Source organism: Gordonia pseudamarae (assembly GCF_025273675.1).
GTDB lineage: Bacteria > Actinomycetota > Actinomycetes > Mycobacteriales > Mycobacteriaceae > Gordonia > Gordonia pseudamarae.
This window is the reverse complement of the sequence record NZ_CP045809.1, coordinates 4798542-4823389: the sequence shown is the minus strand read 5'-3', so window position 1 is coordinate 4823389 and position 24848 is coordinate 4798542. Positions and strand designations below refer to the sequence as shown.

Below are 24848 nucleotides of genomic sequence, written 5' to 3'. Positions count from 1 at the left end.
CCTGTGACCATGCTCCCCGAACTCGCCTCGCTCCGGCTGCTCACCGAGGTCGCCAGGCTCGGCAGCATCGGTGCCGCCGGACGCGCCGTCGGCATCTCGCAGCAGTCGGCGTCCGAGCGGTTGCGGGCGATGGAAACCCAGACCGGGCTGGTTCTGGTGCGGCGCGCGCACCGCGGATCGGCACTCACCGACGCCGGGCAACTGCTCGTCGAATGGAGCAAAGATCTCCTCGACCGTGCCGACGAGATCGACAGTGCCCTGGACACCCTGCGCCGCGGCAACTCCCGGGAACTGCGGGTACACGCCTCGCTGACCACCGCCGAATACCTGCTGCCGCGCTGGCTGGTGCAGTTCCGGCGCACCCACCAGATCAGCGTCAGCCTGCGCGCGGTGAACTCCGACGACGTCGTGGCCGCCGTCCGCGCCGGCGAGTCGGACCTCGGTTTCGTCGAAGGGCCGGTCGGAGCAGACGGGCTGACCGCGGTGACCGTGGGTACCGACGAGCTGATCCTCGTCGCCGCCCCCGACGACCCGTGGGCCCGCCGCCGCACACCCGTCACCCCCGACCACCTCGCCGTCCGTGCCCTGACCTGCCGGGAGATGGGGTCGGGCACGTTGGCCGTCGTGCGGCACGCCATGGCCCGCACCGGTCACACCCTGGCCGAGCCGGAGGTCAAACTCGCCACCAACTCGTCGATCCGCGCGACGGTCCGGGCCGGCGGCGCACCCGCCTTCCTGTCCGGACGGGCCGTCGCCGCGGACGTGGAGTCGGGTGCGCTGGTACGGGTGCCGGTCGCCGGTCTCGAACTGGTCCGGGAGTTCCGGGCGGTGTTCGTCGGTGGTTCGCGTCCGCCGGCCGGGCCGGTCCGCGATCTGCTCGACATCGCGCGTCATAGTTGAGGCCCGACACGGTTGAGGCCCGCAACTCACAGCGGATGAGCAGGGTCCGGCCGTACGGTGAGAAGTATGATCTCGACTCTGCATTCCGGACCCGTCGCCGACGCCATCGAACGCCTCTACGCAGCCGCGCAGAGCGGTCCGCGACCGGGGCCGCGTCGAGCGCCGGGCGACCGGGAGACGGAGCGGGAACGGTCCGTCGCCGAACGCGCCGCCGACGCCGCCGACGCGTTCATGGCGATCAGCCCCGACACCGGCAGACTGCTCTACTCGTTCATCCGCGCCGCGAAGCCGCCGACGGTCGTCGAATTCGGTATGTCCTACGGTATTTCGACACTGTTCCTGGCGGCCGCCGTGCGTGACAACAATTTCGGCCGCATCTACACCACCGAACTGAGCGAGAAGAAGATCGCCGCCGCACAAAAGACATTCATCGACGCGGGGGTCGGTGACCTCATCACCGTTCTCGCCGGCGACGCACGCGACACCCTCACCGATATCGAAGGACAGGTCGGGGTGGTGCTGCTCGACGGCTGGAAGGAACTGTACCTGCCCGTCATCACACTGCTCGAATCGCGGATGCCGACCGGCGCGGTGGTGGTTGCCGACAATGCGGAAAGCCCCGACATGGCACCCTATCTGGACTACGTGCGCGACCCGGCCAACGGATATGTGAGCGTCAACATCGCCGGAAAACGAAACGACACAGTCGAGATCAGCAGCCGGGTCTAGCCGGGTGATCCGACAGACCGACCCGCCGACTCGGACAAATCGTTCCCGACCTGAAAAGATCAGCGCATGGAACTGCTGATCCTGGTCCTCGTCGGGGCCGTCATCGTCACGTCGTTCGCCGACAAACGCGGGATGCAACCCGCGCTGATCATCATCGTCGTCGCCCTGGCCGTCTCGTTCATCCCCGGAGTTCCGCACGTCGAACTCGAATCGGAGATCCTGCTGACAGTGGTGCTGCCGCCGCTGCTGTACTCGGCCGCGCTCGGATTCTCGTTCGCCAATTTCGTGCGCAACATCCGCCCGATCCTCGGTCTCGGGGTGGCGATGGTGGTCATCACCGCCTTCGCCGTCGGTTTCGTCACCTCGCTGGTGGTGCCCGAGTTCACATTCACCCTCGCACTGCTGCTCGGTGCGATCGTCGCCCCGCCCGACGCGGTGACCGCCGTCGCGATCGGCCGCAAGCTGGGCCTGCCGAAACGACTGATGTCGATCCTCACCGGCGAATCGCTGGTCAACGACGCGGCCGCGCTGTCGTTGTTCGCGATCGCCATCTCGCAGATCGCCAGCACCCACTCGTTCATCGAGAATCCGCTGGCCCTGTTCGGGTACAACGCCGTCATCGGGCCGATCGTCGGTCTCCTCGTCGGTTTCGCCACGCTGTGGATCCGCAGGCACCTGGCCAACCCGGCGCTGGAGACGGTGCAGGGATTCGTCGTTCCGTTCGCGGCGTTCATCGCCGCCGAACACATCCACTCCTCGGGTGTGCTCGCCGTGGTGATCGCCGGATTCGTCGTCGGCTCGGGTTCGGTGCGTGCCGGATACAAGACCCGATTGCAGGAACGGTACGTGTGGCATTCGGTGGACGTGCTGCTCGAGGCGTTCGTGTTCGCCTACATCGGTCTGCAGATGCGGTTCATCATCGAAGACCTCCGAGAGGCCAGGGAATCGCTGGTGCACATCGCGTGGGCATCGGTGATCGTGTTGGTCATCGTGCTGGCGATCCGCCCGATCTGTGTGTTCGCGATGTTCGGCCGTGCCGTGGTCAGCAGACGTATCGACGCCGCGGTCAACACCGAAACCCCCGCCGATCCGCGTCGCTCCGCCAGATCCGCGGGCAGTGGGAAAAAGCCGTCACGGTGGACGGGCAAGATCGATCGCAGATCGCTGACCTGGCAGGAGTCGACGGTCGTCGCATGGACCGGGATGCGTGGGGTGGTGACCCTGGCCGCCGCGTCAGGTATCCCGCTCACCGTCGCCAGTGGCGAGGCATTCCCCGAACGCTCGGCCATCCAGGCGATCGCGTTCGTCGTCACCATCGGCACCATCCTCATCCAGGGCACCACCCTGCCGTGGATGATCGCCCGGCTGAACCTGCGCAACGAGCAGGAGGAACGCTACGACCTCGAACAGACCGTACTGGCCGAGAAGATCGCGCACCGGGCCTCCGAGGACGTTCTCGCCGGGTTCGTCGCCGACCCGCCCGCCGGCCTCGACGCCGACACCGTCGCGATGATCCAGGAGACGGTCGCACGGCAGACGCACGACGCCGAGGAGATGCCCGACCCCGAGAAACACAACCGGCGCACCGACGCGTTCATCGGCCTGTACCGCGACGTGCTCGCCGCCCAGCGCGCCGCGCTCGTCATCGACCGCGATGAGGGCAAGATCGAGGACGAGGCGGTCCGCGCGATGCTCGAACGTCTCGACCTGCAGGAGGCGAGCCTGTCGGCCAGGATGGAGAGCCGCCTCTGACCGATCGCCGTGCCCGGTGCCCGGTGCCTGTTGGGTAGGGTCGCAGGCAGGGCGCCGGGCCACCGGGCCACAGGTGCGGCACGGGCAGGAGGCAGGCGATGACGCGACGACAGCCGACACCCGCCGAACGGTTGTACCTGAACCCGCTCGGGCCGCAGTTCTATCCGCCGCTGGGCTTCGCCGACGACGGAACACCGCGGTATCAGCCGGGACAGCCCGCGGGGCGGCCGTCGCACGCACCCACCGACGGCCGGATGCCGGCGGCGGGCACACCGGCCGACGCCGCCCGCCGCGCCACCCCCGGACCGGTGTCCCATCGCATCGATCGCCGGTCGGACACCCTGTGGAAGACGACGGTGTACGTCGTCGCGATCGTCGTGCTCGGCGCGGCGACCCTCCTGATGGCGCGCAACATGCTGACCGATGACACCCCCGACGAGATCACGTTGCCGTCCGTGGATTCGGATGACACCTGGATCACCGACACCCAGGCGCCCTACACCCGGATGCCCGACGTCCCGTCCCGGCGCGGCACCGGCATCGACGCCACCGGAAAGGCCGTTGTGTACCGGGTCACCGTCACCGGTGTCGGTGTGCTCGCCTACAGCGACGGTGTCGGGACCCGTAGCGACGTGGTCTCCGAGCCGGAGTGGAGTGTCGCCTTCACCGGTACCTCGTCGCCGCTGCGACTTCTGGTGGTCGGCACCTCGGGCAGCGCCGTGTCGTGCTCGATCAGCGTCGACGGCGAGGTCGTCGCCACCGATCGGGTGGCGGCCGAATCCGACCGCCGCACCGCGACATGTCTGGCGTGAGCAGCCCCGATGTCGGTAACGTAGAGAAGTGAGTTCTCCGCAAGCAGCCCAGCCCAGCCCCCCGGCGTCGCAGACCTCCGCGGTGTCAGAAGCTTCATCCGCGTCACTGCCGGGCAGTGGCGAATTTCGCACCATGATCACCTGGCAGGGTCTGGACGCCGTCCGGCTCGAACAGGTCCGTCTCTACGTCAGTGGCGCCCGCATCAAGGCGTACGGCCGGATCATCGCCGCCGCGCACGAGGGCCGCGAAGCCTTTTCCGCCTCGTACGAACTGATCACCAACGACGAGGGCGTCACCAAGCGGTTCTCCACGCATCTGGTGCGGGCCAGCGGCGAATCGCAGTTCGCCATCAACCGCGACGGCGAACACAACTGGCTGGTCCAGACCGCCGACGGCACCGTCCGCAGCGACTTCGACGGTGCCGAGGACATCGACATGGCGCTGTCGCCGATGTTCAACGCGCTGCCCATCCGCCGGTACGCCTTCCGTGCCGGGCGTCGGGTACCGGCCGGTGAGCAGGCACAGGTACCGGTCGTCTACGTGTACCTGCCCGAGGTGCGGGTCGAGGCCGCCACCATGAACTACACCAAACTCGAGGGCAACCAGGTCGCCATCGAAGGGCCGGTCGCCAGTTCCACCATCACGTTCGACGAGAACGGTTTCGTCGTCGACTACGAGGGGCTCGCCGAACGGGTCTGAGGGCCGGGCGTCAGCCCAGCCACACCCGGCCGGCGTGTGCCTGCCTGCGCAGTTCCTCCTGCCACCCATGGTCGCCGACGGTGACACCGCTGATCGGTTGCAGCGGCCCGGACGCGATCGCCTCGTAGGCGAGCCGGGCCCGATGGCCGTCACCGACCAGGATCTCGACGCTGCCCCGGTCACGGAGATCGTCGCGGACGTCCGTGAGGCGGTCGATGGCCTCGCTGAGCACATTCAGCAGCGCCGCGTCGTTGGCTTCGAGCATCGCCCGCTGCAACGCCGGAGCGGTCCCGGCGACGCGGGTGCCGTCCCGGAAACTGCCCGCGGCCAGCCGCAACGCGAGACCGCTCTCACCGGCCCCCACCACGGCCGTCGCCGCCGCCATCAGGTGCGGAAGGTGCGAGATCGCGGCCACCGCACGGTCGTGGGCGTCGTCGGCGGCGGGCACCACCGTCGCACCCGTGGCGAGCGCTATCGAGGCCACCCGCAGCCAGTCGGCCGCGTCGGTTCCGTCACCCGTAGACACCATCCACATGGCGCCCCGGAACAGCTCCGGGTCGGTCGCCGACCAGCCGGAGTGGCTGGTCCCGGCCATCGGGTGCCCGCCCACGAACCTGGCGGCCGGATGCTGTGCGGTGACGATACGGCGCACGGCCTCCTTCACGCTCACCACATCGGTGAGCAGATTGCCGGGGGCGTGTTCGGCGACCGCGGCCACCAGCCCCGACAGCGTGGTCACCGGCGTTGCCAGCACGATCACCGCATCGGTGTCGGCGGCCCGTCGCACGGTGGCGGCCAGGTCCGCCGACACGTCATGGCCGTTCGCCCGGGCGGCCTCGACCGTCGCCTCCGATCTGTTCCAGCCGAACACCGGTGCGGTACCGGCCAGTGCACGGAGCAGGGAACCACCGATCAGTCCGAGACCGAGCACGCACACCGCGCCGGGCAGTGCGGGGGAGGTGGACGGGGCGGGCATATCGTTGTCGGTCACCGCTCCACTCTCGCACGCCGTGGCGAACCGGTGGAATGCGCAGGAAAACTTGGGAACAGCCCACCAATAGGGATACCGTGACCCGCATGGCAGCTGTCGGCAAGGGCGACGGGTCCCGCGGGACCGACAACACGAACAGTGCAGTGACAAGTGACGACATCGACGGCTTCGCGGTGGCCGTCGTCCGCGAGGAGACGCGGTGGACCGTGACCGCTCTGGAACCGTCCGCGCTCACCGATCTCGCCGACGCCGAGCGGCAGTTGCGGGCATTGCGCGCGACGAGCGCGGTGTTCGGTCTGCTCGATGTCGACGACGAGTTCTTCATCATCGTGCGACCGGCACCGGGCGGGCCGCAGTTGCTGCTGTCCGATGCCACGGCCGCCGTCGACTACGACGTCGCCGTCGATGTCCTCGACGCCCTCAATGTTGAGGTCCCCGACCTCGATCCCGACGACATCGACGACATCGAACCGTGGGAGGAGGGCGATCTCGGTGTGCTGGCCGACCTCGGGCTGCCCGACGCGGTGCTGTCGGTGATCGTCGGCGACACCGATCTGTACGCCGACGAGCAGATCGGTATGATCGCCGCCCGGCTCGGTTTCTCCGAGCAACTGTCCAAGGTTCTCGACACATTGGGACGCTGAGCTGAGCGGCGCGCGGAGTCTGCCGTCGGGGCCGTGGGAGACGATGATGCGGGCCGCGCTCGACGCGGCCTCGCTGTCGGGGGCCGACGACATTCCGATCGGTGCCGTCGTGTACGACCCCGAAGGCATCGAGCTGGCGCGCGCGGCCAACCGTCGGGAGGCCGATGGCGATCCCACCGCACACGCTGAGGTTCTCGCGCTGCGGTCGGCCGCGGCGGCGTTCGGTGACGGGTGGCGGCTGCCGGGCTGCACGCTCGTCGTGACCGTCGAACCGTGCACGATGTGCGCCGGCGCCGTCACTCTCGCGCGCGTCGACAGGCTGGTGTTCGGCGCGTGGGAACCCAAGACGGGGGCCGTCGGATCGCTGTGGGACGTGGTGCGCGATCAGCGGCTCGGCCATCGGCCGGAGGTGATCGGCGGGGTCCTGGCCGACGACGCGATACGCCTGATGCAGGAGTTTTTCGCGGCGCGGCGAGAATCCGTCCGGTCCCGCCGGAAACCGGCAAACGGGTAGTCCGGTGAGCTAACCTGGCCTTGACCGACCGGGTTTGTGCCGGTCACCGGCATGCTTCGACATGCCGAATCAGATGAGGAGAAGCCATGTCGGACGCCACCAACAAAGTCAACGAGGCGCTCAACGTCGCCAAGGGCAAGCTCGAGGAACTCGCCGCCAACGAGAAGGTCGCCGGGGCCATCGGTGTCGCGCAGCAGAAGGCCGGTGAGATCGCGGCGAACGAGAAGGTTCAGGGTGCGATCGGTGTCGCGCAGCAGAAGATCGGTGAGATCGCGGCGAACGAGAAGGTTCAGGGTGCGATCGGTGTCGCGCAGCAGAAGATCGGTGAGATCGCGGCCAACGAGAAGGTTCAGGGTGCGATCGGTGTCGCGCAGCACAAGATCGGTGAGATCGCGGCCAACGAGAAGGTTCAGGGCGCGGTGAGCACCGCACAGGAGAAGATCGGCGAGGTTGCCGGCAAACTGGCCGGCCACAAGCCGGATTCACCCGCCTGACCAGCCAATTTCACGCTAGGACGCACCTGCGGTACAGTTTTTCGCGGTGGCGTGTCCGAGCGGCCGAAGGTGCAGCACTCGAAATGCTGTGTACGGTAACCCCGTACCAGGGGTTCAAATCCCCTCGCCACCGCCATATCGGCCCCCTACCTGCACAAGGTAGGGGGCCGATGGCGTCTCCGGGTCAGGGCCCGAGCAGGGCAAGCGGAACGACGGCGATGCCGTCGGCGCGGCGGTAGGCTGATTTCCCGGTCGTGACGACCGCGTCAGCGAGACTGTCGCCGATCCGATTCCGCAGCCGGAGAAGGTGCTTCACGTCTGCCGACCGAGCTCGCGCACCTGGCGTGGGCAACCGCCCGGCGAGATGTTCCATCCGCACGGGCAACGCCTGTTACCCGACTGCGTCGGCGAGCCTGGTGGTGATGATGGCCTCCGCGTCGGACATGATCTGCTCGATCACCTCGCGGCAGCTGAGCACCGAATCGATCAGACCCTGCGACTGACCCGCCCACCACATTCCGCCGTCGATATCGCCGCCGGTGAGTACTTCGCGGCGGGCCCGTTCGCCCGAGGCCAGATGTGCGACGTCGGCGAAGGTGGCGCCGGGCCGACGGCCGATCTCGGCGATCTCCTCCGACACCGCGTTCCGCGCGACGCGGGCGGTGTTGCGGAACTCGCGGAACACCAGCGTGGTCGCGCGTTCGTCGTTGGCGACGATCTGATCCTTCACGTTCTGGTGCACCGGTGCCTCGGTGGTGGCGACGAACCGGGTGCCCATGTTGATGGCGTCGGCACCGAGGGCCAGTGCCGCGACCAGACCGGCGCCGTCGGCGAAACCGCCCGACGCGACGATCGGGATGGACAGTTTGCGGGCGGCCGCGTTGATCAGGATGAGTCCGGGAATGTCGTCGTCGCCGGGATGACCGGCGCATTCGAAGCCGTCGATGCTGATCGCGTCGACGCCGAGGCTTTCGGCTTTCAGCGCGTGCCGCACCGCGACCGCCTTGTGGATGACCTTGACCCCGGCATCCTTGAAGTGCGGCAGATGGGGGGCCGGGTTGGCGCCCGCGGTTTCGACGATCTTCACTCCGGAGGCGATGATCGCCTCGCGGTACTCGTCGTACGGCACCGGATTGACCGTCGGCAGGATCGTGAGGTTGACGCCGAACGGCTTGTCCGTCAGCGACTGGGTCCGGGCGATCTCGGCGGCCAGCGCATCGGGTGTCGGCTGGGTGAGGGCGGTCAGGAAGCCGAGCCCTCCCGCATCGGCCACCGCCGCGATGAGTTCGGCCTTGCCGACGGCCGTCATGCCGCCGCACACGACAGGGTGTTGCACCCCAAAGGTTTCGGTGAATCGAGTCTTCAACACCGTCCCGAACCTACCGCCGGATCCGCAGTCGGCCGGCCGCGATCCCGCTCACCGGATCGATCCCCGCAAACTTCGTCCGATATGGCGGTTGGCTCGGACATATGCCCGAGCCGACCGCCATATCGGACGAAGTTCGTTCGCGCGCGTCGATGCGGTGGGCAACTATTCGCGAGGTGCCCCGGAACTATCGCCCGGAGGTCGGCAGCTGGACGCGGAGGACTGCGCCCATCTCGGTTCCGATAGCGAGTTCGGTTGTGTTCTCCGGGTTTACGGCGACGGAGGTGGCGGGTTGGCCGAGCTGTACGGCGCATGAGCGCCGCGTTGCGGTGTCGGTGACGAACAGTTGGCCCGTTGTGGTGGTGACGGCCAGTTTTCCCGGCGCGACGACGGCGAGATCGTCGACGATCCCGGGCAGCGGAGCGGTGACATCAGCCCCGATGCCGACTCGATCCGGCTGGGCCAGCGGCACCTTCAGCACTCGCCCGGTGAGGCTGGTGGTCATGGTGACGTACAGGGTGCCGCCGTCGACGGCCACCCCGTTCATGCTTGAACCGTTGACGGTGCCGCTCGGTGCGAGATTCCGGGGCGCCTTCGACGACCAGCCGCGATCGACCTTGCCGCCCGGGAGGACCTTGAGCACGCCCTGCCAGGTGTCGCCGACGTAGGCGTTGCCCACCGCGTCGAAGGCGAGCCCGTTGGGAAAGCCGAGACCAGCGGTGTATATCCGTGGCTTAGGTTGTGCCGCAGTAGGATTAAAACTGTATATACTGCCGGTCCGCAACAGTCCGACGGCATCCTTGGTGAACGAGGTGACGTACATGCGCCCGTCCGGACCCGCGGCGATTCCGCCGGGGAACGGTACGGACACCGACGCGGTGACACGGCCGTGATCGTCGAGCCGTTCCACAGTGCTCATCATGAACCGGGATACCCAGAGTGACCCGTCGCGGTCGTAGCCGACGTTCTCGCTCCAGCTGAGCACGGGGACCGATGCGTTCTTGATGGTGTCGACGCGAACGGACTGGCACGGCGGCGCAGCCTCCGCGAGGGAGGGGTACAGCGGCGCCACCGCCAGCAGTGCGCCGGTTGCCAGGGCCAGAACAGCACGGCGCATGGGCACTCCTCGGATCGTCGAATGTTGGTATGGAAGCATAGTGGAGCACAAGGGCGGATTCGCTGCCATGTTAGAACCTGTCAGGCGTCGATCCGTGGACGACGACGCACCGTGGGCCGGTAGATCACGAATCCGAACAGGGCGGTCTGGATGATTTCGTCGGCAAGGTAGGCGTCCAAGTCCAAGGGCTTGCGTAGGTGTTCTATGGCGATGAAGTCACCGATAACCGGGCCGACGGTGTCGGCGTCGAGATGGAAGGTTTCGCCGCTGACGTCGGTGATACGTGCGGCGGCCGCGCCATCCCAGGAGTCGATGCGCGCCCAGTGCCGGATGCCGAAGCCCTCGACGGCCTCAATCAGCAGACGCGTGACGAACCGGTCCAGATCCGCTGGCGGGTCCGGGTGATGTGACGCACGCATGGCGTCGAGCGCAGACCGGTAGGTGACCCCATGCTTCCTCGCGTACTCCCGCGCCGCCCGCTTCTCGGCCGCATTCCTCGTCATAGTCGAACACCCGTCCAGCGACGCTGCCCGCATGCGGGTCGCATCGGATGAGTCGAGCGTGCGAAAACCCAGGTTTCGCAGATCCGGCGGACCTTGCCCTCTGGCGCCGACGGTGGGGCGATGCGGGCGTCCCCGGTCGGCTCGGGTGGCTATGCGAGTAGCAACTGTTCGAAGTGTAGCCGGGGCCGGTTCTGCAAACTTCGTCCGGTATAGCGGCTGGCTCCGACATATGCCCGAGCCAGCCGCTATATCGGACGAAGTTTGCGGATTGGCTAACGGAGTTCAGCGGCGCGTTCGGCTAGGTCGAGAAGCGGTTGGGGGATGATGCCGAGGAGGATGGTTACTACTGTGCAGAGGGCGATGCCGGCGGTGGTGAGGATGCTGGGGCGCACGATGTGCGGCGGGTCGTCGGGTGGGTCGGTGAAGAACATCGCGATGATGATGCGGATGTAGAAGTAGGCGGCGATGGCACTGGAGAGCACGCCGATCACCACCAGAACGCCGGCGCCCGAACCGGCAGCTGCGGAGAACACGGCGAACTTGGCGATAAAGCCGCTGGTGAGCGGGATGCCGGCGAAGGCGAGCAGGAACATCGAGAACATGGCCCCGACCAGGGGATAGCGTTTGCCCAGACCCGCCCACTGGGAGATATCGGTGGCCTCGCGCCCCGACAGATGCGGCCCGACGGGTCGATCCGGCTCGCGGACAACGGAAATCGTGGCGAAGGCGCCGAGGGTCGAGAAGCCGTACACGGCGAGGTAGAACAGGGTTGCCGAGACGCCGTGTTCGTCGAGGGCGATCACCCCGAGTAGCAGGAAGCCGGCGTGTGTGATGGACGAGTAGGCGAGCATCCGTTTGATGTCGGACTGGGTGACCGCCATGATCGCGCCGACGAGCATCGTCGCGATCGCCACCGCCCACAGAATCGGCCGCCAATCACTGTGTATCTCACCGAATCCGACGTAGCACACCCGGAGCAGACCACCGAACGCGGCGACCTTGGTGGCCGAGGCCATGAACGCGGTGACCGGGGTGGGGGCACCCTGATACACATCCGGGATCCACGAATGGAACGGCACCGCACCGACTTTGAATAGGAGTCCCACCGCCAGCAGTGCGAAGCCGATCACCGCCAGGGAGTGGTCGTCGGCTCCGCTGAGTGCCGAATCGATCTCGGCGAGATCGAGTGTGCCGGTAGCTCCGTACGCGAATGCCGCGCCGAACAGGAAGAACGCCGACGCGAACGCGCCGAGCAGGAAGTATTTGAGCGCCGCCTCCTGCGAGATCAGCCGCCGTCGTCGTGCCAGCCCGCACAGCAGGTAGAGCGGCAGCGACATCACCTCCAGCGCCACGAACATCGTCAGCAGATCACCGCACGCACCGAACAGCATCATCCCGCCGATGGCGAACAGCACCAGCGGGAACACCTCGGTGGTGGTGCCGCCGGCGCGGGTAGCCTCGTATTCGGCGTCGCTACCGGGCACCGACGCACCCGACGAGGTGAACATGTCGGCGTCGGTGATGTCACCGGCACCTCCCGTGCCCGAACCCGCGGCCGCTCCGATCAACTCGGGTTGCCGGACCACCCGTTCGAGGCGGCGCTCAGCCATGAACGACACCGCCACCAGGGATATCAGCAGCACCGTTCCCTGCAGGAACATCGCCGGGCGGTCGAGCACGACGGCACCGGCCACCGTGCTCACACCGTCCGATTCGGTCGAGGCGACGGCGACCAGCGCCGCGAAGGCCGCGACGATCGCCACCAGCGCCAGTCCGAGCTGCGCCCGGAATCGGTGTGCGCGCGGCACCACGGCCTCCAGCAGCACACCGATGACGGCGGCACCCAGCACGATCAGCATCGGTGACAGCGCCCCGTAGGCGATGCTCGGCGCGTCGTAGGTCATCGCTGTCCTCCCGGCTCGGTCAGTGTGATGGTGTGCTGTACCGCGGGTGTCACCGCGTCCAGGACCGGTTTCGGATACACCCCGAGCGCCACCAGAGCCACCAGCATCGGCACGATCACCAGCTTCTCCGTCGGCAGCATGTCGCGCATCGTGCGCGCCGGATCACGGTGCGTTCCGGGGCCTTCCCGCGCGGGCACATCCGGAACCCGCACCGGTCCGCCCATCATCCGCTGATAGGTCCACAGGATGTAGATCGCCGCCAGCACCAACGCCCCGGTGGCGGCGACGGCCGCGATCGGGAATCGCTCGTAGGTGCCGATGAGGACCAGGAATTCGCTGATGAACGGTGCCAGACCGGGCAGCGACAGCGTGGCCAGGCCCGCCACGAGGAATGTGCCGGCCAGTACCGGTGCCACCTTCTGCACCCCGCCGAAGTCTGCGATCAACCGGCTGCCGCGCCGGGACACCAGGAATCCGGCGATCAGGAACAGTGCCGCGGTGGAGATTCCGTGATTGACCATGTACAGGGTCGCGCCTGCCTGGGATTGCGAGGTCATCGCGAAGATGCCCAGGATGATGAACCCGAAATGGGAGATCGACGTGTACGCGATCAGCCGCAGCACATCGGTCTGGCCGATCGCGAGAATCGCGCCGTACAGGATGCCGACCACCGCCAACGCCGCGATCACCGGAGCGAAGTACGACGACGCGTCGGGGAACAGTTGCAGGCAGAACCGCAGCATCGCAAAGGTTCCCACCTTGTCGACGATCGCCATCATCAGCACCGCGGTCGCCGGGGTGGCGGCCACGGCTGCATCGGGCAGCCACGTGTGAAACGGCCACAGCGGGGCCTTCACGGCGAAGGCGAACATGAAGCCGAGGAACAGCATCTTGAGCAGTCCGGACCCGGCGTCGAGTTCACCGGCCGCGGCGGCATCGGCGATCGCGGGCAGGCTGAAGGTGCCGCCGATGTCGGAGCGGGCGGTCACCATGTACAGGCCGACGACCGCCGCCAGCATGATGAGACCACCGAACAGGTTGTACAGCAGAAACTTCAAGGCCGCCGCCGAACGATTCGCGGTCCCGCCGAAGCCCCCTGTGACATGTGTCGGGTCCCGGTCGGCCCCACTGTCCCCGTCTTCCTTCCTCACTCGGGGTCGCAGGCTCCCCACTCGCTCGGTCGTCCAGACGAGGCCGGTCCGACCGAACCCGCCGATGAGGAAGTACATCGGGATGAGCATCGCCTCGAAGAAGATGTAGAACAGCAGGATGTCCAGGGCCACAAAGCTCATCAGGACCATCGCCTCGACGGTCAGGATCAGCGCCACGTATGTCTGCACACCACCGATCCGGGAGGTACCCCCTCGCACCTCGGCCGGCGACAACTCGACCGGCGACGAGGAGGACTGATCGGCGTCGTTCCAGGCGGCGAGCAGGAGCAGGGGCAGAAGGGCGGCGGTGAGCAGGACCATCACCAGGCCGATACCGTCGAGGCCGAGGTCGTAACCGGCCCCGAATGTGGGTATCCAGCTGTGGCTTTCGGTGAACTGGTAGCGGGCCGCGCCGGGCGAGGTGTCGAATGCGGCGGCCAGCCCGCCCGCGATGCCGAGGGTGATCATCGCGGCGGCCATACCGACCCATTTGGCGGTTTCGGCCCGCGACGACGGTATCGCGACGACACCCGCCGCCGCGACCGCGGGAACCAGCCAGAGAACAGTGAGCCAGCCCATCACCACACCACCGCCAGGGTTGTCGCGAGAACGATCGCCGCACCGGCGAACGTGGAGAGCGCATACGATCGGACGAAACCGTTCTGCCAGCCGCGCAGCCGTCCGGACAGTGCGCCGATTCCGCGTCCGGTGGCCTCGGTCGCGCCGTCGATGCCCGAACCGGTGGCCCCGCCGCCTTCCACCGACACCAGCGCGGCGGTCAGTCGCTGCCCTGGCCGCATCAGCAGGTTCTCGTTGATGGCGTCGCCGTACAGGTCCCGACGTGCGGCGACGGTCAGCGGTGACACATCCTCGGGTGCCACCGCCGCAATCTCGCCCGAGTACTGCCGCCACGCGATGCCGACGCCGACGGCCACCACCGCCAGCACGATGAGCGTCATCGACCACACGGGTATCGCGAGTTCGCTGTGGTGTTCGCCCACAACGGGTTCGAGCCAGCCGGGCAGTCCGTCGCCGAACACCAGCAACCCGCCCGCCGATACCGAGCCGATACCGAGAATGATCATCGGCCAGGTCATCGACCCCGGCGACTCGTGCGGATGTGCCTGCGGTGCCCACCGTCGCGGTCCGAAGAAGGTGAGCAGCATGACGCGGGTCATGTAGTAGGCGGTGATCCCGGCGCCGAGCAGTGCGGCCGAACCAAGGATCATGCCGCGCATTCCGCCTTCGGCGAATGCCGCTTCGATGATGTGATCCTTGGAGAAGAACCCGGCGAACGGCGGTACCCCGATGATCGCCAGATACCCGACGCCGAAGGTGACGAACGTGATCGGCATGACGGCACGGAGCCCGCCGTACCGGCGCATGTCGGTCTCGTCGTTCATCCCGTGCATCACCGACCCCGCGCCGAGGAACAGTCCGGCCTTGAAGAAGCCGTGGGTGAGCAGGTGCATGATGGCGAATGCGTAACCTGCGGGACCGAGCCCGGCGGCCAGCACCATGTAGCCGATCTGACTCATCGTCGACGCGGCGAGTGCCTTCTTGATGTCGTCCTTGGCGCAGCCGATGATCGCGCCGAACAGCAGTGTCACCGCACCGACCACCACCACGCCGGTCTGTGCGGCCGGTGCCAGCTCGAAGATCGGACCGGAGCGGGTGATCAGGTAGACGCCGGCGGTGACCATGGTGGCGGCGTGGATGAGCGCCGACACCGGGGTGGGACCCTCCATCGCGTCACCGAGCCACGACTGCAACGGCACCTGCGCCGACTTGCCGCAGGCTGCGAGCAGGAGCATGAAACCCAAAGCGGTGAGCACGCCGTCACCGGCGCCGGGGGCCTCACCGAGGACGGTGGCGAACGACACCGAGCCGAAGGTGGTGAACATCAGCATGAGTGCGATGGCCAAGCCGATGTCGCCGACCCGGTTGACCACGAACGCCTTCTTGGCCGCGGTGGCCGCCGACGGCTTGTGCTGCCAGAATCCGATCAGCAGGTACGACGCCAGTCCCACACCTTCCCAGCCCAGGTAGAGACCCAGGTAGTTGTCGGCGAGCACCAGGATCAGCATCGCCGCCAGGAAAAGGTTGAGGTAGGCGAAAAACCTTCGGCGGTCCGGATCCTCGGCCATGTAGCCGATCGAGTAGATGTGGATGAGCGTGCCCACGCCGGTGATGAGCAGTACGAAACACATCGACAGCTGGTCCAGTTGCAGGCCGAAGTCGACGTCGAGGTCGGCGACGGGCACCCAGCTGAACAGGACGTCGTGAACACCGCGCGCTTCGGCATCGCGGCCCACCATCCCGGTGAACATGAACAGACACAACACGAACGACGCGCCGGCGAGCACGGTCGCCAGCAGATGGCCCCAGCCGTCGGTGCGTCTGCCGCCGAGCAGCAGGACGGCCGCACCGGCCAGGGGCAGGCAGAAGATCAGCCAGAGCAGGTTCGCGGTCGGCGTGGCACCCATCGGCACTTACCTCCTAGCGGCAGGGCGGGGCTGGCGGGACAACAGGGCTAGTGGGACAACAGATCCGCATCGTCGACCGATGCCGAGCGGCGTGAACGGAAGATCGTCATGATGATCGCCAGACCGACGACAACCTCGGCGGCGGCCACCACCATGGTGAAGAAGGCGATGACCTGACCGTTGGTGCTGTGCTGGATACGGGCGAACGTCACGAACGACAGATTGGCGGCGTTGAGCATCAGCTCCACACACATGAAGACGACGATCGCGTTGCGGCGCACCAGGACCCCGGCGGCTCCGATCGAGAACATGATGACGCTCAGGTACAGGTAGTTCTCCGGGTTCATGGGCGCACCTGCCGGATGTCGGGCGGCGTCGACACGTCGGTACGGGTACCGGTCCGCCTGGTGATCACAGTCCCCGGCACCGACAGCTCGGCCGGTGAACCATCGGGAAGCCGGGCCGGGGTGTCTGCGGAGTTGTGACGGGCGTACACGCCGGGATTGGGCAGCGGGGTGGCCTGCCCGCCGCGCCGGAACCGCTCGATCGACACCTCGCGCTGGGTGGGTCTGGGGCCGAAGCGTTCACGATGGGCGAGCACCACCGCGCCGAGGGTGGCGGTGATCAGCAGCGCGCCGGTCAGTTCGAACGCCCACAGGTATTCGACGAAGATCAGCCGCGCGATCTCCTCCACGGAGCCGACGCCGGCGCCCGCCGCACCGGGCACGGGCGGTGTGGCGCCGCCGGTGGCCACCACGGTCGCGTTGGCGATGCCCGCGCACAGCAGGGTGGCAAATCCGGCGGCGATCAGCAGGGCGGCGGTTCGCTGGCCGCGCAACGTTTCCCGTAGCGAGTCCGACGAGTCGACGCCGATCAGCATGAGTACGAACAGGAACAGCATCATCACCGCCCCCGTGTACACCACCACCTGGACCACCCCGAGGAACAATGCGCCCTGGGCCACGTAGAACACGGCGAGCACGATCATGGTGGTGGCCAGGAAGATCGCCGAATACACGGCCTTGGTGGCGGTCACCACCCCCAGTGCGCCGAGTACGGCGACGGCACCCAGAACCCAGAACTGTACGGCCTCACCGGTTGATGTCCGTTCCGCGGTGAGCGCGATCAGGTCCGCCCGGTCGACCGGGATCATGGTCGTACCCTGCCCCGGTAGTAGTCCTCGTCGGTGGCGCCGGGGGCCATCGCGTGCGGCGGCGGGGCCATCTCCGGTTCGAGCGGGGCGAGCAACTGGTCCTTCTCGTAGATGAGGTCGGCGCGATTGTTGTCGGCCAGTTCGTATTCGGAGGTCATCGTCAGGGCCCGGGTGGGGCAGGCCTCGATGCACAGGCCGCAGCCGATGCACCGCAGATAGTTGATCTGATACACCCGCCCGTACCGTTCGCCCACCGAATATCGTTCTGTGTCGGTGTTGTCGGCACCCTCGACGTAGATCGCGTCGGCCGGGCACGCCCACGCGCACAGTTCACAGCCGACACATTTCTCCAGCCCGTCGGGGTGCCGGTTGAGTTGGTGGCGGCCGTGATAGCGCGGCGCGGGGGGTCGTTTGACCTCCGGGTACTCCTCGGTGATCGATTCGGTGAAGATACCGCCGAAGGTCACCCCGAAACCCGCGAGGGCCTTCTGTGGGGAAACCCTTCGCGGGGAGTTGCCGCGCGGTGCCGGCGGTGTTGAATCAGCCATGATCACAGACGCTCCTTCACAGGTTGGTCGGTTGCTCGCTGACCGGGCAGCGGCGGCACCGGGAATCCGCCGGCCATGGGGTCGAAAGTCTGGGGATCGAAGGCCCCGGGGGCGGGGGCGGGTTCGTCGACGGTCGCCGCCCGCAACGGGATGGTTGCCGCGTAGCAGGTCGCGGCGGTCACCGCGAGGCCGACGACGATCAGGATCGTCTCGGCCACCCACGTCCGGGAATCGGCTGTCCCGGAATGGTCGACGGACACCCGGATCACGCCCACGATCATCACCCATGCCAGCGATATCGGGATGAGCACCTTCCATCCCAGATTCATGAACTGGTCGTATCGCAGCCGGGGCAGGGTGGTGCGCAGCCAGAAGAACACGAACAGGAAGCTCCACACCTTGATCACAAACCACAGCACCGGTATCCAGCCGGAGTTGGTGGCACCGATCAGGCTCAGCGGCCAGGGCGCCTGCCAGCCGCCGAGGAACAGGGTGGTGGCCAGCGCGGAGACCGTCACCATGTTGATGTATTCGGCGAGCATGAACATCGCGAACTTGAGCGAGGAGTATTCGGTGTGGAATCCGCCCACCAGTTCGCCTTCGGCTTCGGGCAAATCGAAAGGGGCGCGGTTGGTTTCGCCGACCATCGAGATCGTGTAGATCAGGAACGACGGCAGTAGCAGCAGAATGAACCAGCGATCACCCTGGGCGGCGACGATTCCGGAGGTGGACAGCGTACTCGACTGCAGGAATACCGCGGCGAACGCCAGACCCATCGCGATCTCGTACGAAATGACCTGCGCCGCCGACCGCAGCCCGCCCAGAAGTGGATAGGTCGATCCTGACGACCACCCCGCCAACACGATGCCGTACACGCCGATCGACGTCATCGCCAGGATGTAGAGTACCCCGACGGGGAGGTCGGTCAGCTGCAACGGCGTGTGGTGGCCGAACACCGACACGGTCGGCCCGAACGGGATCACCGCGAACGCCGTGATCGCCGGGACCACCGCGATGATCGGGGCGAGCAGGTAGATCGGCTTGTCGGCGCCGGTGGGGATCAGGCCCTCCTTGAGGGCCAGCTTCACCCCGTCGGCCGCGCTCTGCAGGATGCCGTGCGGCCCGACCCGGTTCGGTCCGGTACGGGACTGCATGCGGGCCATCACTTTTCGTTCGAGCAGAATCGCCACCAGTACGGTGAGCACCAGGAACCCGAACACGACCACAGCCTTGCCGGCGACCAGCCACCACGGATCGTGGCCGAAGTCGGAGAGTTCGGGGAAGTCGGTGGCGACCGCCTGCGTGTTCATGCCCGCGCCCCGTTCTCCGGCACAGGTGCGAGCGTGGCGTCGCGGCTGATCGACACCACCTGTCCGACGGACACCCGCAGCGTCCGATACACGTGCGAACCGGGTGAGTTGAGCGGGACCCACACCACCCGGTCGGGCAGGTCGTCGATCTCCAGCGGTAGCGAGATGGCCCCGTACAGCGACGACACGGTGACCCGGCCACCGGCCAGGGCACCGATCTCGGCGGCGGTGCTCGCCGACAGCCGCACCACCGGTCGTCGTGCCGTGCCGGCCAGGTGTGGTTCGTTGTCCTGCAGCCGCCCGGCGTCGAGAAGCATTCGCCACGAGGCGAGCATCGCCTGCCCGTGGGCGGGCCGTCTTCTGGCGGCCGACGGGTCGGATTCGATGGTGGGCCGGGCCCCGGCCCATGGGGTGATGTCGGCCAGTTGCCGCCCGATCGCGGTGCCGCTGTCGCAGTCGAGGTCGACGCCGAGTCGCTGCGCCAGGGCGGTGAGCACGCGGTGATCGGGCAGCATGCCGGTCTCGTCGAGCGCGGCCGCGAACCGCCGCGGGCGGCCCTCCCAGTTGACGAAGGTCCCGGACTTCTCGGCGACGGTGGCCACCGGCAGTACCACGTCGGCACGGTCGGTGACCGCCGAACGCCGCGTTTCCAGGCTGAGCAGGAACGGCGTGTTCTCCAGCGCGGCCTCGGCGCCGGCCGGATCGGGAAGGTCGTCGACGTCGACGCCCGCGACGATCAGCCCCGACAGATAGCCGTGGCGGGCGGCGGCCAGGATGCCGCCGGTGGGCCGACCGTGGGTGGCAGGCAGGTCGGTGGTGTTCCACAGCCGGCAGAAACGTGCGCGTGCGGCACTGTCGCTCACCGGGTTGCCGCCGGGCAGCAGGTTGGGCAGCGCCCCGGCCTCGACGGCTCCGCGATCACCCGCGCGCCGGGGAATCCAGACCAGTGACGCGCCGGTGCGGTTGGCGAGTGCGGCGGCGGCAAACAGCCCGCCCGGGGTGCCGGCGAGCCGTTCACCCACGATGATGATCGAACCCGACTGTGCGACAAGCCGGTCCGCGGTGTGCAGGATTGTGGGCTCGGCGCCGGGGCGGGTACGTACCAGGGCGGCCCTGAGTTTCCGGTTTCCGGCCGACAGGAACGGCGCGATGCTGTGCACGCGCAGCCCGGAGGTGCGCACCGCCCGCCGCAGCCGCAAGTAGACGATCGGCGATTCCTCCTCCGGCTCGAACCCGACGAGCAGCACCGACGGCGCTGCTGTCAGATCGTCGTAGGTGACCTCGAAGCCCCGGCCCGCCACGTGGGCCGCCAGGAACCCGGTCTCCTCCTCGGAGTGTTCGCGTGCCCGGAAGTCGATATCGTTGGTGTGCAGAATAGTTCGCGCAAAGCGCGCGTAGGCGTAGGCGTCCTCGACGGTGAGCCGGCCGCCGGTGAGCACCCCCACGCCGCCACGTATCGCGTCGGCCAGACCGGCGGCGGCTGCCGACAACGCCTGTCCCCAGGAGGTTTCATGCAGTTCGCCGTCGGCGCCCCGCACCAGTGGATGCCGCAACCTGTCGGCGGCGGTGGTGTAGGTGAACGCCCAGCGGCCCTTGTCGCAGTTCCATTCCTCGTTGACTTCGGGATCATCACCGGCCAGGCGCCGCAACATCTTTCCGCGTCGATGGTCGGTGCGCTGGGCGCAGCCGGAGGCGCAGTGCTCGCACACGCTGGGGGTGGACACCAGGTCGAACGGCCGTGCCCGGAATCGGTACGCGGTGCCGGTCAACGCGCCCACCGGGCAGATCTGTACGGTGTTGCCGGAGAAGTACGACTCGAACGGTTGGTCGGCGTACGCGCTGACCTGTTGCAGCGCACCCCGATCGGCGAGATCGATGAGCGGATCGCCGGCGATCTCGTCGGAGAATCGGGTACACCGCGCGCACAGCACGCACCGTTCCCGGTCGAGCAGGATCTCCGACGACAAGGCGACCGGCTTCTCGAAGATGCGTTTGGTGTCGATGAACCGGGACCGCGCCCGCCCCGAGGACATCGCCTGGTTCTGCAGCGGGCATTCGCCGCCCTTGTCGCACACCGGGCAATCGAGCGGATGGTTGATCAGCAGCAGCTCCATCACACCGCGCTGTGCCGAGGCCGCCGCCGTCGAGCTGTGCTGGGTGTGTACCACCATGTCGTCGGCGACCGGGGTGGTGCATGAGGCGACCGGCTTGCGTTGTCCCTCGACGTCGACCAGACACTGCCGGCACGCGCCGACCGGCGCCAACAGTGGATGATCGCAGAACCGGGGGATCTGGATACCGGCCTGTTCGGCGGCGCGGATGATCAGCGTGCCCTTGGGCACCGCGATCTCGGTGCCGTCGATGGTCACGTGCGTGGTGGTGGTCCTGCGGTCGTCGAGAGCGGTCATCGTGCACCTGCCTTCCTGCCGAACACCGTGGACAGCGAATGATCGAACGGACAGCCGCCGCCGGTGATGTGCTGCTCGTACTCGTCGCGGAAGTACTTGAGCGACGAGGTGATCGGCGAACCGGCGCCGTCGCCCAATGCGCAGAACGACTTGCCGACGATGCTGTCGGTGATATCGGCGAGCATGTCGATGTCGGTCATCGTGGCCGCGCCCGCCTCGATCCGGCGCAGCACCTGCACCAGCCAGTACGTGCCCTCCCGGCACGGGGTGCACTTGCCGCACGATTCGTGCGCGTAGAACTCGGTCCACCGGCTCACGCACCGCACCACGCAGGTGGTGTCGTCGAAGATCTGCAATGCCTTGGTGCCCAGCATCGAGCCGGCGGCGGCCACACCCTCGTAGTCGAGCGGGACGTCGAGGTGTTCGGGGGTGAGCAGCGGCGTCGACGAACCACCCGGTGTCCAGAACTTGAGGCGGTGCCCGGCCCGCACCCCGCCCGCGCGGTCGAGCAGCGTGCGCAAAGTGATTCCCAGCGGGGCCTCGTACTGGCCGGGCCGGGTGACGTGTCCGGACAGCGAGTACAGGGTGAAGCCCGGTGACTTCTCGGTGCCCATGGTGCGGAACCAGTCGACGCCGTTGCGCAGGATCGGGCCGACACTGGCGATGGATTCGACGTTGTTGACCACCGTCGGGCTGGCGTACAGGCCGGCGACGGCGGGGAAGGGCGGCCGGAGCCGGGGCTGGCCGCGCCTGCCTTCCAGCGAGTTGAGCAGTGCGGTTTCCTCGCCGCAGATGTAGGCGCCCGCACCGGCGTGCACCACCAGCTCGATGTCGACGCCGGAGCCGAGGATGTCGCGGCCGAGCAGCCCGGCCGCGTAGGCCTCGGCGACGGCGGTGCGCAGCCGCCGGATCACCGAGGCCACCTCGCCGCGCACATAGATGAAGGCGTTCGCGGCGCGGATCGCGTAGCAGGCGATGATGATTCCCTCGATCAGCGAGTGCGGCGAGGCGAGCATCAGCGGCATGTCCTTGCACGTTCCGGGTTCGGATTCGTCGGCGTTGACCACCAGGAAATGTGGCGGTGCGTCGGCACCACCGGAGTGTGCCGGATCCTCTTGCGGAATGAAGCTCCATTTCATGCCGACCGGGAAACCGGCTCCGCCCCGGCCGCGCAGCCCCGACGCCTTCACCAGTTCGATGACCTCGTCCGGCGACATCGCCAGCGCCGCCCGCACCCCGTCGTAACCGCCGTGCGACCGGTAGTTGTCGAGCGTCCACGACTCGGGTTCATCCCAATGCGCGCTCAGTACAACGGAATCGGGAGGTTCGGTGACGGTAGTCATCGTCGGCTCCCCTCTGTCCGGTGCTCCTGCGGTGCTGCTCGGTGTTCCTGCGGTGCGATGGTCTCCGGCACCCCGGCCAGCAGCCGTTCGGTCTGCCGGAACGAACACAATCCGCCGGTGCCGCGAGACGGGCGCACCGCCAGGCCGGCGCGCAGGTCCTCGATCAGGTCGATCGTCGAGGCCGGGTCCTGGGCATCGAAGAATTCCCAGTTCACCATCACCACCGGCGCGTGATCGCACGCGGCGTTGCATTCGATGTGTTCGAGGGTGATGCGGCCGTCGGGAGTGGTGTCACCGCAATCGATTCCGAGATGCTCCCGTACGGCGTCGAGGATGGCGTCACCGCCGAGCACCGCGCACAGTGTGTTGGTACACACGCCCACCAGATATTCGCCGGTCGGGGTGCGGCGGAACATCGTGTAGAACGTGGCCACCGCGGCCACCTGTGCCGCGGTCAGATCCAGTTGTGCGGCACAGAATTCGATACCGGCGCGGGTGATACACGAATCGACGGACTGGGTCAGGTGCAGCAACGGCAGCAATGCCGACCGTGACTGCGGGTAGCGGGCGATGATCTGGTCCGCCTCGTCGGTGAGGCGGCGGACCACCTCGTCGGGGTAGTGGTCGGGACCGGCGAACGTGATCGGTGGTACACCCGCCGGGATCGTCGGGGCCGCCGGTTCTTTCGGACCGGTGGAGATCTCGCTGCCGAGAAACACCTGATCGCTCATCGGTCCACCCCTCCCATCACCGGGTCGATGCTGGCGACGGCGGTGATCACGTCGGCCACCGTGCCGCCCTCACACATCGCCGCCACCGCCTGCAGGTTGGTGAACGACGGATCGCGGAAATGCACCCGGTACGGCCGGGTTCCGCCGTCGGATACCATGTGTACGCCGAGTTGCCCACGGGGGGATTCGATCTCGACGAAGCATTGGCCGGCCGGCACCCGGATTCCCTCGGTGACCAGCTTGAAATGGTGGATCAGCGACTCCATCGACGAGCCCATGATCTCGGCGATGTGTTCGGGTGAGTTGCCCAGACCGTCGGGACCGAGCGCGAGTTCGGCGGGCCAGGCTATCTTGCGGTCGTCGACCATCACCGGACCGGGCCGCAGCCGGTCGAGGCACTGGCGGACGATCTTGAGCGATTCGCTCATCTCCCGTACCCGGATCATGTAGCGGCCGTAGGAATCGCACGTGTTCTCGGTGATCATGTCGAACTCGTAGTCCTCGTAGCCGCAGTACGGCTGGGACCTGCGCAGGTCATGCGGCAGGCCGGTGGAGCGCAGCACCGGTCCGGTGATGCCGAGCGCCATGCAACCGGTGAGGTCGAGGTAGCCGACGTCGCGGGTGCGGGCCTTCCAGATGGGGTTGTCGGTGAGCAGATCGCTGAGTTTCGCCAGCCGCGCGGGTAACGCGTCGAGGACCGCGGATACCTTCTCCACCCCGTCTTCGGGCAGATCGGCGGCCAGCCCGCCGGGCCGGATGTAGGCGTGGTTCATCCGCAGCCCGGTGATGTGCTCGAACAGGTCCAGGATCATCTCGCGTTCGCGGAAGCCCTCGAACATCGGGGTGACCGCGCCCAGTTCCATTCCACCCGTGGCCAGGGCCACCAGGTGCGAGGTGATCCGGTTGAGTTCCATCAGCATCACCCGGATGACGGTGGCCCGTTCGGGGATATCGTCGGTGATACCGAGCAGCTTCTCCACACCCAGGCAGTACGCGGTTTCGTTGAAAAACGGCGACAGATAGTCCATCCGGGTGACGAAGGTGACGCCCTGCGTCCAGTTGCGGTACTCGAGGTTCTTCTCGATCCCGGTGTGCAGGTACCCGATTCCGCAGCGGGCCTCGGTGACCGTCTCGCCCTCGATCTCCAGGATCAGGCGCAGCACCCCGTGTGTCGACGGGTGTTGTGGACCCATGTTCACCACGATGCGCTCGTCACCCGGCTGGGCCTCGGCGCGCGTCCGCACCGAGTTGACCAGTTCGTCCCAGTCCTGGCCCGACACGGTGAACACGCG

At 67.5% G+C, this 24848-nt stretch carries 21 protein-coding genes, 1 tRNA gene and 1 pseudogene; 9 read left to right on the top strand and 14 right to left on the bottom strand.

Annotated features, from left to right (window positions below; translation table 11 throughout):
* Positions 1-9 precede the first annotated feature (9 nt).
* The 5 genes from GII31_RS21120 (at position 10) to GII31_RS21100 (ending at position 4893) form a co-directional block, all read left to right on the top strand.
* Positions 10-900, top strand: a complete 891-nt coding sequence (locus GII31_RS21120) for a LysR family transcriptional regulator (RefSeq protein ID WP_213245275.1) — start codon at positions 10-12, stop codon at positions 898-900.
* Between the two features lie 66 nt (positions 901-966).
* Complete coding sequence (locus tag GII31_RS21115) at positions 967-1629, top strand: O-methyltransferase (protein WP_213245274.1); 663 nt, start codon at positions 967-969, stop codon at positions 1627-1629.
* Between the two features lie 66 nt (positions 1630-1695).
* Positions 1696-3381 (top strand): cation:proton antiporter, encoded by a 1686-nt coding sequence (locus tag GII31_RS21110; RefSeq protein ID WP_213245273.1) that lies wholly within the window; start codon positions 1696-1698, stop codon positions 3379-3381.
* Between the two features lie 98 nt (positions 3382-3479).
* Positions 3480-4193 carry a hypothetical protein gene (locus GII31_RS21105; protein ID WP_213245272.1) on the top strand — a complete coding sequence of 238 codons (714 nt, stop codon included), beginning with the start codon at positions 3480-3482 and terminating at the stop codon, positions 4191-4193.
* Between the two features lie 133 nt (positions 4194-4326).
* Positions 4327-4893, top strand: coding sequence for a putative glycolipid-binding domain-containing protein (locus GII31_RS21100; protein ID WP_213245271.1), 567 nt, complete (start codon positions 4327-4329; stop codon positions 4891-4893).
* A 10-nt stretch (positions 4894-4903) separates the two neighbouring features.
* Here GII31_RS21100 and GII31_RS21095 read toward each other — a convergent pair whose 3' ends face one another.
* Positions 4904-5869 carry a prephenate dehydrogenase gene (locus GII31_RS21095; RefSeq protein WP_213250840.1) on the bottom strand — a complete coding sequence of 322 codons (966 nt, stop codon included), beginning with the start codon at positions 5867-5869 and terminating at the stop codon, positions 4904-4906.
* Positions 5870-5970: 101 nt separating this feature from the next.
* Between GII31_RS21095 and GII31_RS21090 the strand changes: the two genes are divergently transcribed.
* From GII31_RS21090 to GII31_RS21075, 4 genes are all read left to right on the top strand, one after another.
* A complete protein-coding gene (locus tag GII31_RS21090) occupies positions 5971-6528 on the top strand; it encodes a tRNA adenosine deaminase-associated protein (RefSeq protein WP_246221992.1) in 558 nt (185 codons plus the stop codon).
* Between the two features lie 43 nt (positions 6529-6571).
* Positions 6572-7042 (top strand): nucleoside deaminase, encoded by a 471-nt coding sequence (locus tag GII31_RS21085; RefSeq protein ID WP_213245270.1) that lies wholly within the window; start codon positions 6572-6574, stop codon positions 7040-7042.
* A gap of 86 nt (positions 7043-7128) precedes the next feature.
* On the top strand, positions 7129-7536 hold the full coding sequence (locus GII31_RS21080; RefSeq protein WP_260840174.1) for a hypothetical protein: 408 nt from the start codon (positions 7129-7131) through the stop codon (positions 7534-7536).
* Between the two features lie 45 nt (positions 7537-7581).
* Positions 7582-7672 (top strand) — tRNA-Ser (locus tag GII31_RS21075).
* A 255-nt stretch (positions 7673-7927) separates the two neighbouring features.
* Here GII31_RS21075 and GII31_RS21070 read toward each other — a convergent pair.
* The 13 genes and pseudogenes from GII31_RS21070 to nuoD form a co-directional block, all read right to left on the bottom strand.
* Positions 7928-8905 (bottom strand): NAD(P)H-dependent flavin oxidoreductase, encoded by a 978-nt coding sequence (locus GII31_RS21070; RefSeq protein WP_213245268.1) that lies wholly within the window; start codon positions 8903-8905, stop codon positions 7928-7930.
* Between the two features lie 184 nt (positions 8906-9089).
* Positions 9090-10019 (bottom strand): SMP-30/gluconolactonase/LRE family protein, encoded by a 930-nt coding sequence (locus GII31_RS21065; RefSeq protein WP_213245267.1) that lies wholly within the window; start codon positions 10017-10019, stop codon positions 9090-9092.
* Positions 10020-10099: 80 nt separating this feature from the next.
* Positions 10100-10522, bottom strand: a complete 423-nt coding sequence (locus tag GII31_RS21060) for a hypothetical protein (protein WP_213245266.1) — start codon at positions 10520-10522, stop codon at positions 10100-10102.
* A gap of 272 nt (positions 10523-10794) precedes the next feature.
* Complete coding sequence (gene nuoN / locus GII31_RS21055; RefSeq protein WP_213245265.1) at positions 10795-12426, bottom strand: NADH-quinone oxidoreductase subunit NuoN; 1632 nt, start codon at positions 12424-12426, stop codon at positions 10795-10797.
* Positions 12423-14156 (bottom strand): NADH-quinone oxidoreductase subunit M, encoded by a 1734-nt coding sequence (locus GII31_RS21050; RefSeq protein ID WP_213245264.1) that lies wholly within the window; start codon positions 14154-14156, stop codon positions 12423-12425. The genes nuoN and GII31_RS21050 overlap by 4 nt, the downstream gene beginning before the upstream one ends.
* A complete protein-coding gene (gene nuoL / locus GII31_RS21045; protein WP_213245263.1) occupies positions 14156-16063 on the bottom strand; it encodes an NADH-quinone oxidoreductase subunit L in 1908 nt (635 codons plus the stop codon). The genes GII31_RS21050 and nuoL overlap by 1 nt, the downstream gene beginning before the upstream one ends.
* Positions 16064-16110: 47 nt before the next feature.
* Positions 16111-16410: an NADH-quinone oxidoreductase subunit NuoK gene (nuoK, locus tag GII31_RS21040; protein ID WP_213245262.1), complete on the bottom strand. Its 300-nt coding sequence runs from the start codon at positions 16408-16410 to the stop codon at positions 16111-16113.
* The gene (locus tag GII31_RS21035) at positions 16407-17216 is read right to left on the bottom strand and encodes an NADH-quinone oxidoreductase subunit J (protein ID WP_213245261.1); all 810 of its coding nucleotides are present in this window, start codon (positions 17214-17216) and stop codon (positions 16407-16409) included. Before GII31_RS21035 ends, nuoK begins: the two co-directional genes overlap by 4 nt.
* Entirely contained in the window at positions 17213-17764 is a 552-nt protein-coding gene (gene nuoI / locus GII31_RS21030; RefSeq protein WP_213245260.1) for an NADH-quinone oxidoreductase subunit NuoI, read from the bottom strand. Before nuoI ends, GII31_RS21035 begins: the two co-directional genes overlap by 4 nt.
* A gap of 2 nt (positions 17765-17766) precedes the next feature.
* A complete protein-coding gene (gene nuoH, locus GII31_RS21025; protein ID WP_260840173.1) occupies positions 17767-19074 on the bottom strand; it encodes an NADH-quinone oxidoreductase subunit NuoH in 1308 nt (435 codons plus the stop codon).
* Positions 19071-21482, bottom strand: a complete 2412-nt coding sequence (locus GII31_RS21020; protein ID WP_213245258.1) for an NADH-quinone oxidoreductase subunit G — start codon at positions 21480-21482, stop codon at positions 19071-19073. The genes nuoH and GII31_RS21020 overlap by 4 nt, the downstream gene beginning before the upstream one ends.
* Positions 21479-23556: pseudogene (nuoF, locus tag GII31_RS22680) on the bottom strand (NADH-quinone oxidoreductase subunit NuoF). The gene GII31_RS21020 and the pseudogene nuoF overlap by 4 nt, the downstream one beginning before the upstream one ends.
* Positions 23553-24845 carry an NADH dehydrogenase (quinone) subunit D gene (nuoD, locus tag GII31_RS21005; protein ID WP_260840524.1) on the bottom strand — a complete coding sequence of 431 codons (1293 nt, stop codon included), beginning with the start codon at positions 24843-24845 and terminating at the stop codon, positions 23553-23555. The pseudogene nuoF and the gene nuoD overlap by 4 nt, the downstream one beginning before the upstream one ends.
* Positions 24846-24848: the final 3 nt, after the last annotated feature.

Bases quoted from the DNA above. Each gene is read 5' to 3' on its own strand.
- GII31_RS21085 (WP_213245270.1), top strand. From the start codon at position 6,572: ATGATGCGGGCCGCGCTCGACGCGGCCTCGCTGTCGGGGGCCGACGAC.
- GII31_RS21100 (WP_213245271.1), top strand. From the start codon at position 4,327: ATGATCACCTGGCAGGGTCTGGACGCCGTCCGGCTCGAACAGGTCCGT.
- nuoH (WP_260840173.1), bottom strand. From the start codon at position 19,074: ATGAACACGCAGGCGGTCGCCACCGACTTCCCCGAACTCTCCGACTTC.
- GII31_RS21060 (WP_213245266.1), bottom strand. From the start codon at position 10,522: ATGACGAGGAATGCGGCCGAGAAGCGGGCGGCGCGGGAGTACGCGAGG.
- GII31_RS21080 (WP_260840174.1), top strand. From the start codon at position 7,129: ATGTCGGACGCCACCAACAAAGTCAACGAGGCGCTCAACGTCGCCAAG.
- GII31_RS21020 (WP_213245258.1), bottom strand. From the start codon at position 21,482: ATGACCGCTCTCGACGACCGCAGGACCACCACCACGCACGTGACCATC.
- nuoI (WP_213245260.1), bottom strand. From the start codon at position 17,764: ATGGCTGATTCAACACCGCCGGCACCGCGCGGCAACTCCCCGCGAAGG.
- GII31_RS21115 (WP_213245274.1), top strand. From the start codon at position 967: ATGATCTCGACTCTGCATTCCGGACCCGTCGCCGACGCCATCGAACGC.
- GII31_RS21105 (WP_213245272.1), top strand. From the start codon at position 3,480: ATGACGCGACGACAGCCGACACCCGCCGAACGGTTGTACCTGAACCCG.
- GII31_RS21095 (WP_213250840.1), bottom strand. From the start codon at position 5,869: ATGCCCGCCCCGTCCACCTCCCCCGCACTGCCCGGCGCGGTGTGCGTG.
- GII31_RS21110 (WP_213245273.1), top strand. From the start codon at position 1,696: ATGGAACTGCTGATCCTGGTCCTCGTCGGGGCCGTCATCGTCACGTCG.
- nuoK (WP_213245262.1), bottom strand. From the start codon at position 16,410: ATGAACCCGGAGAACTACCTGTACCTGAGCGTCATCATGTTCTCGATC.
- GII31_RS21050 (WP_213245264.1), bottom strand. From the start codon at position 14,156: ATGGGCTGGCTCACTGTTCTCTGGCTGGTTCCCGCGGTCGCGGCGGCG.
- nuoN (WP_213245265.1), bottom strand. From the start codon at position 12,426: ATGACCTACGACGCGCCGAGCATCGCCTACGGGGCGCTGTCACCGATG.
- GII31_RS21120 (WP_213245275.1), top strand. From the start codon at position 10: ATGCTCCCCGAACTCGCCTCGCTCCGGCTGCTCACCGAGGTCGCCAGG.
- GII31_RS21065 (WP_213245267.1), bottom strand. From the start codon at position 10,019: ATGCGCCGTGCTGTTCTGGCCCTGGCAACCGGCGCACTGCTGGCGGTG.
- GII31_RS21035 (WP_213245261.1), bottom strand. From the start codon at position 17,216: ATGATCCCGGTCGACCGGGCGGACCTGATCGCGCTCACCGCGGAACGG.
- nuoL (WP_213245263.1), bottom strand. From the start codon at position 16,063: ATGGGTGCCACGCCGACCGCGAACCTGCTCTGGCTGATCTTCTGCCTG.
- GII31_RS21090 (WP_246221992.1), top strand. From the start codon at position 5,971: ATGGCAGCTGTCGGCAAGGGCGACGGGTCCCGCGGGACCGACAACACG.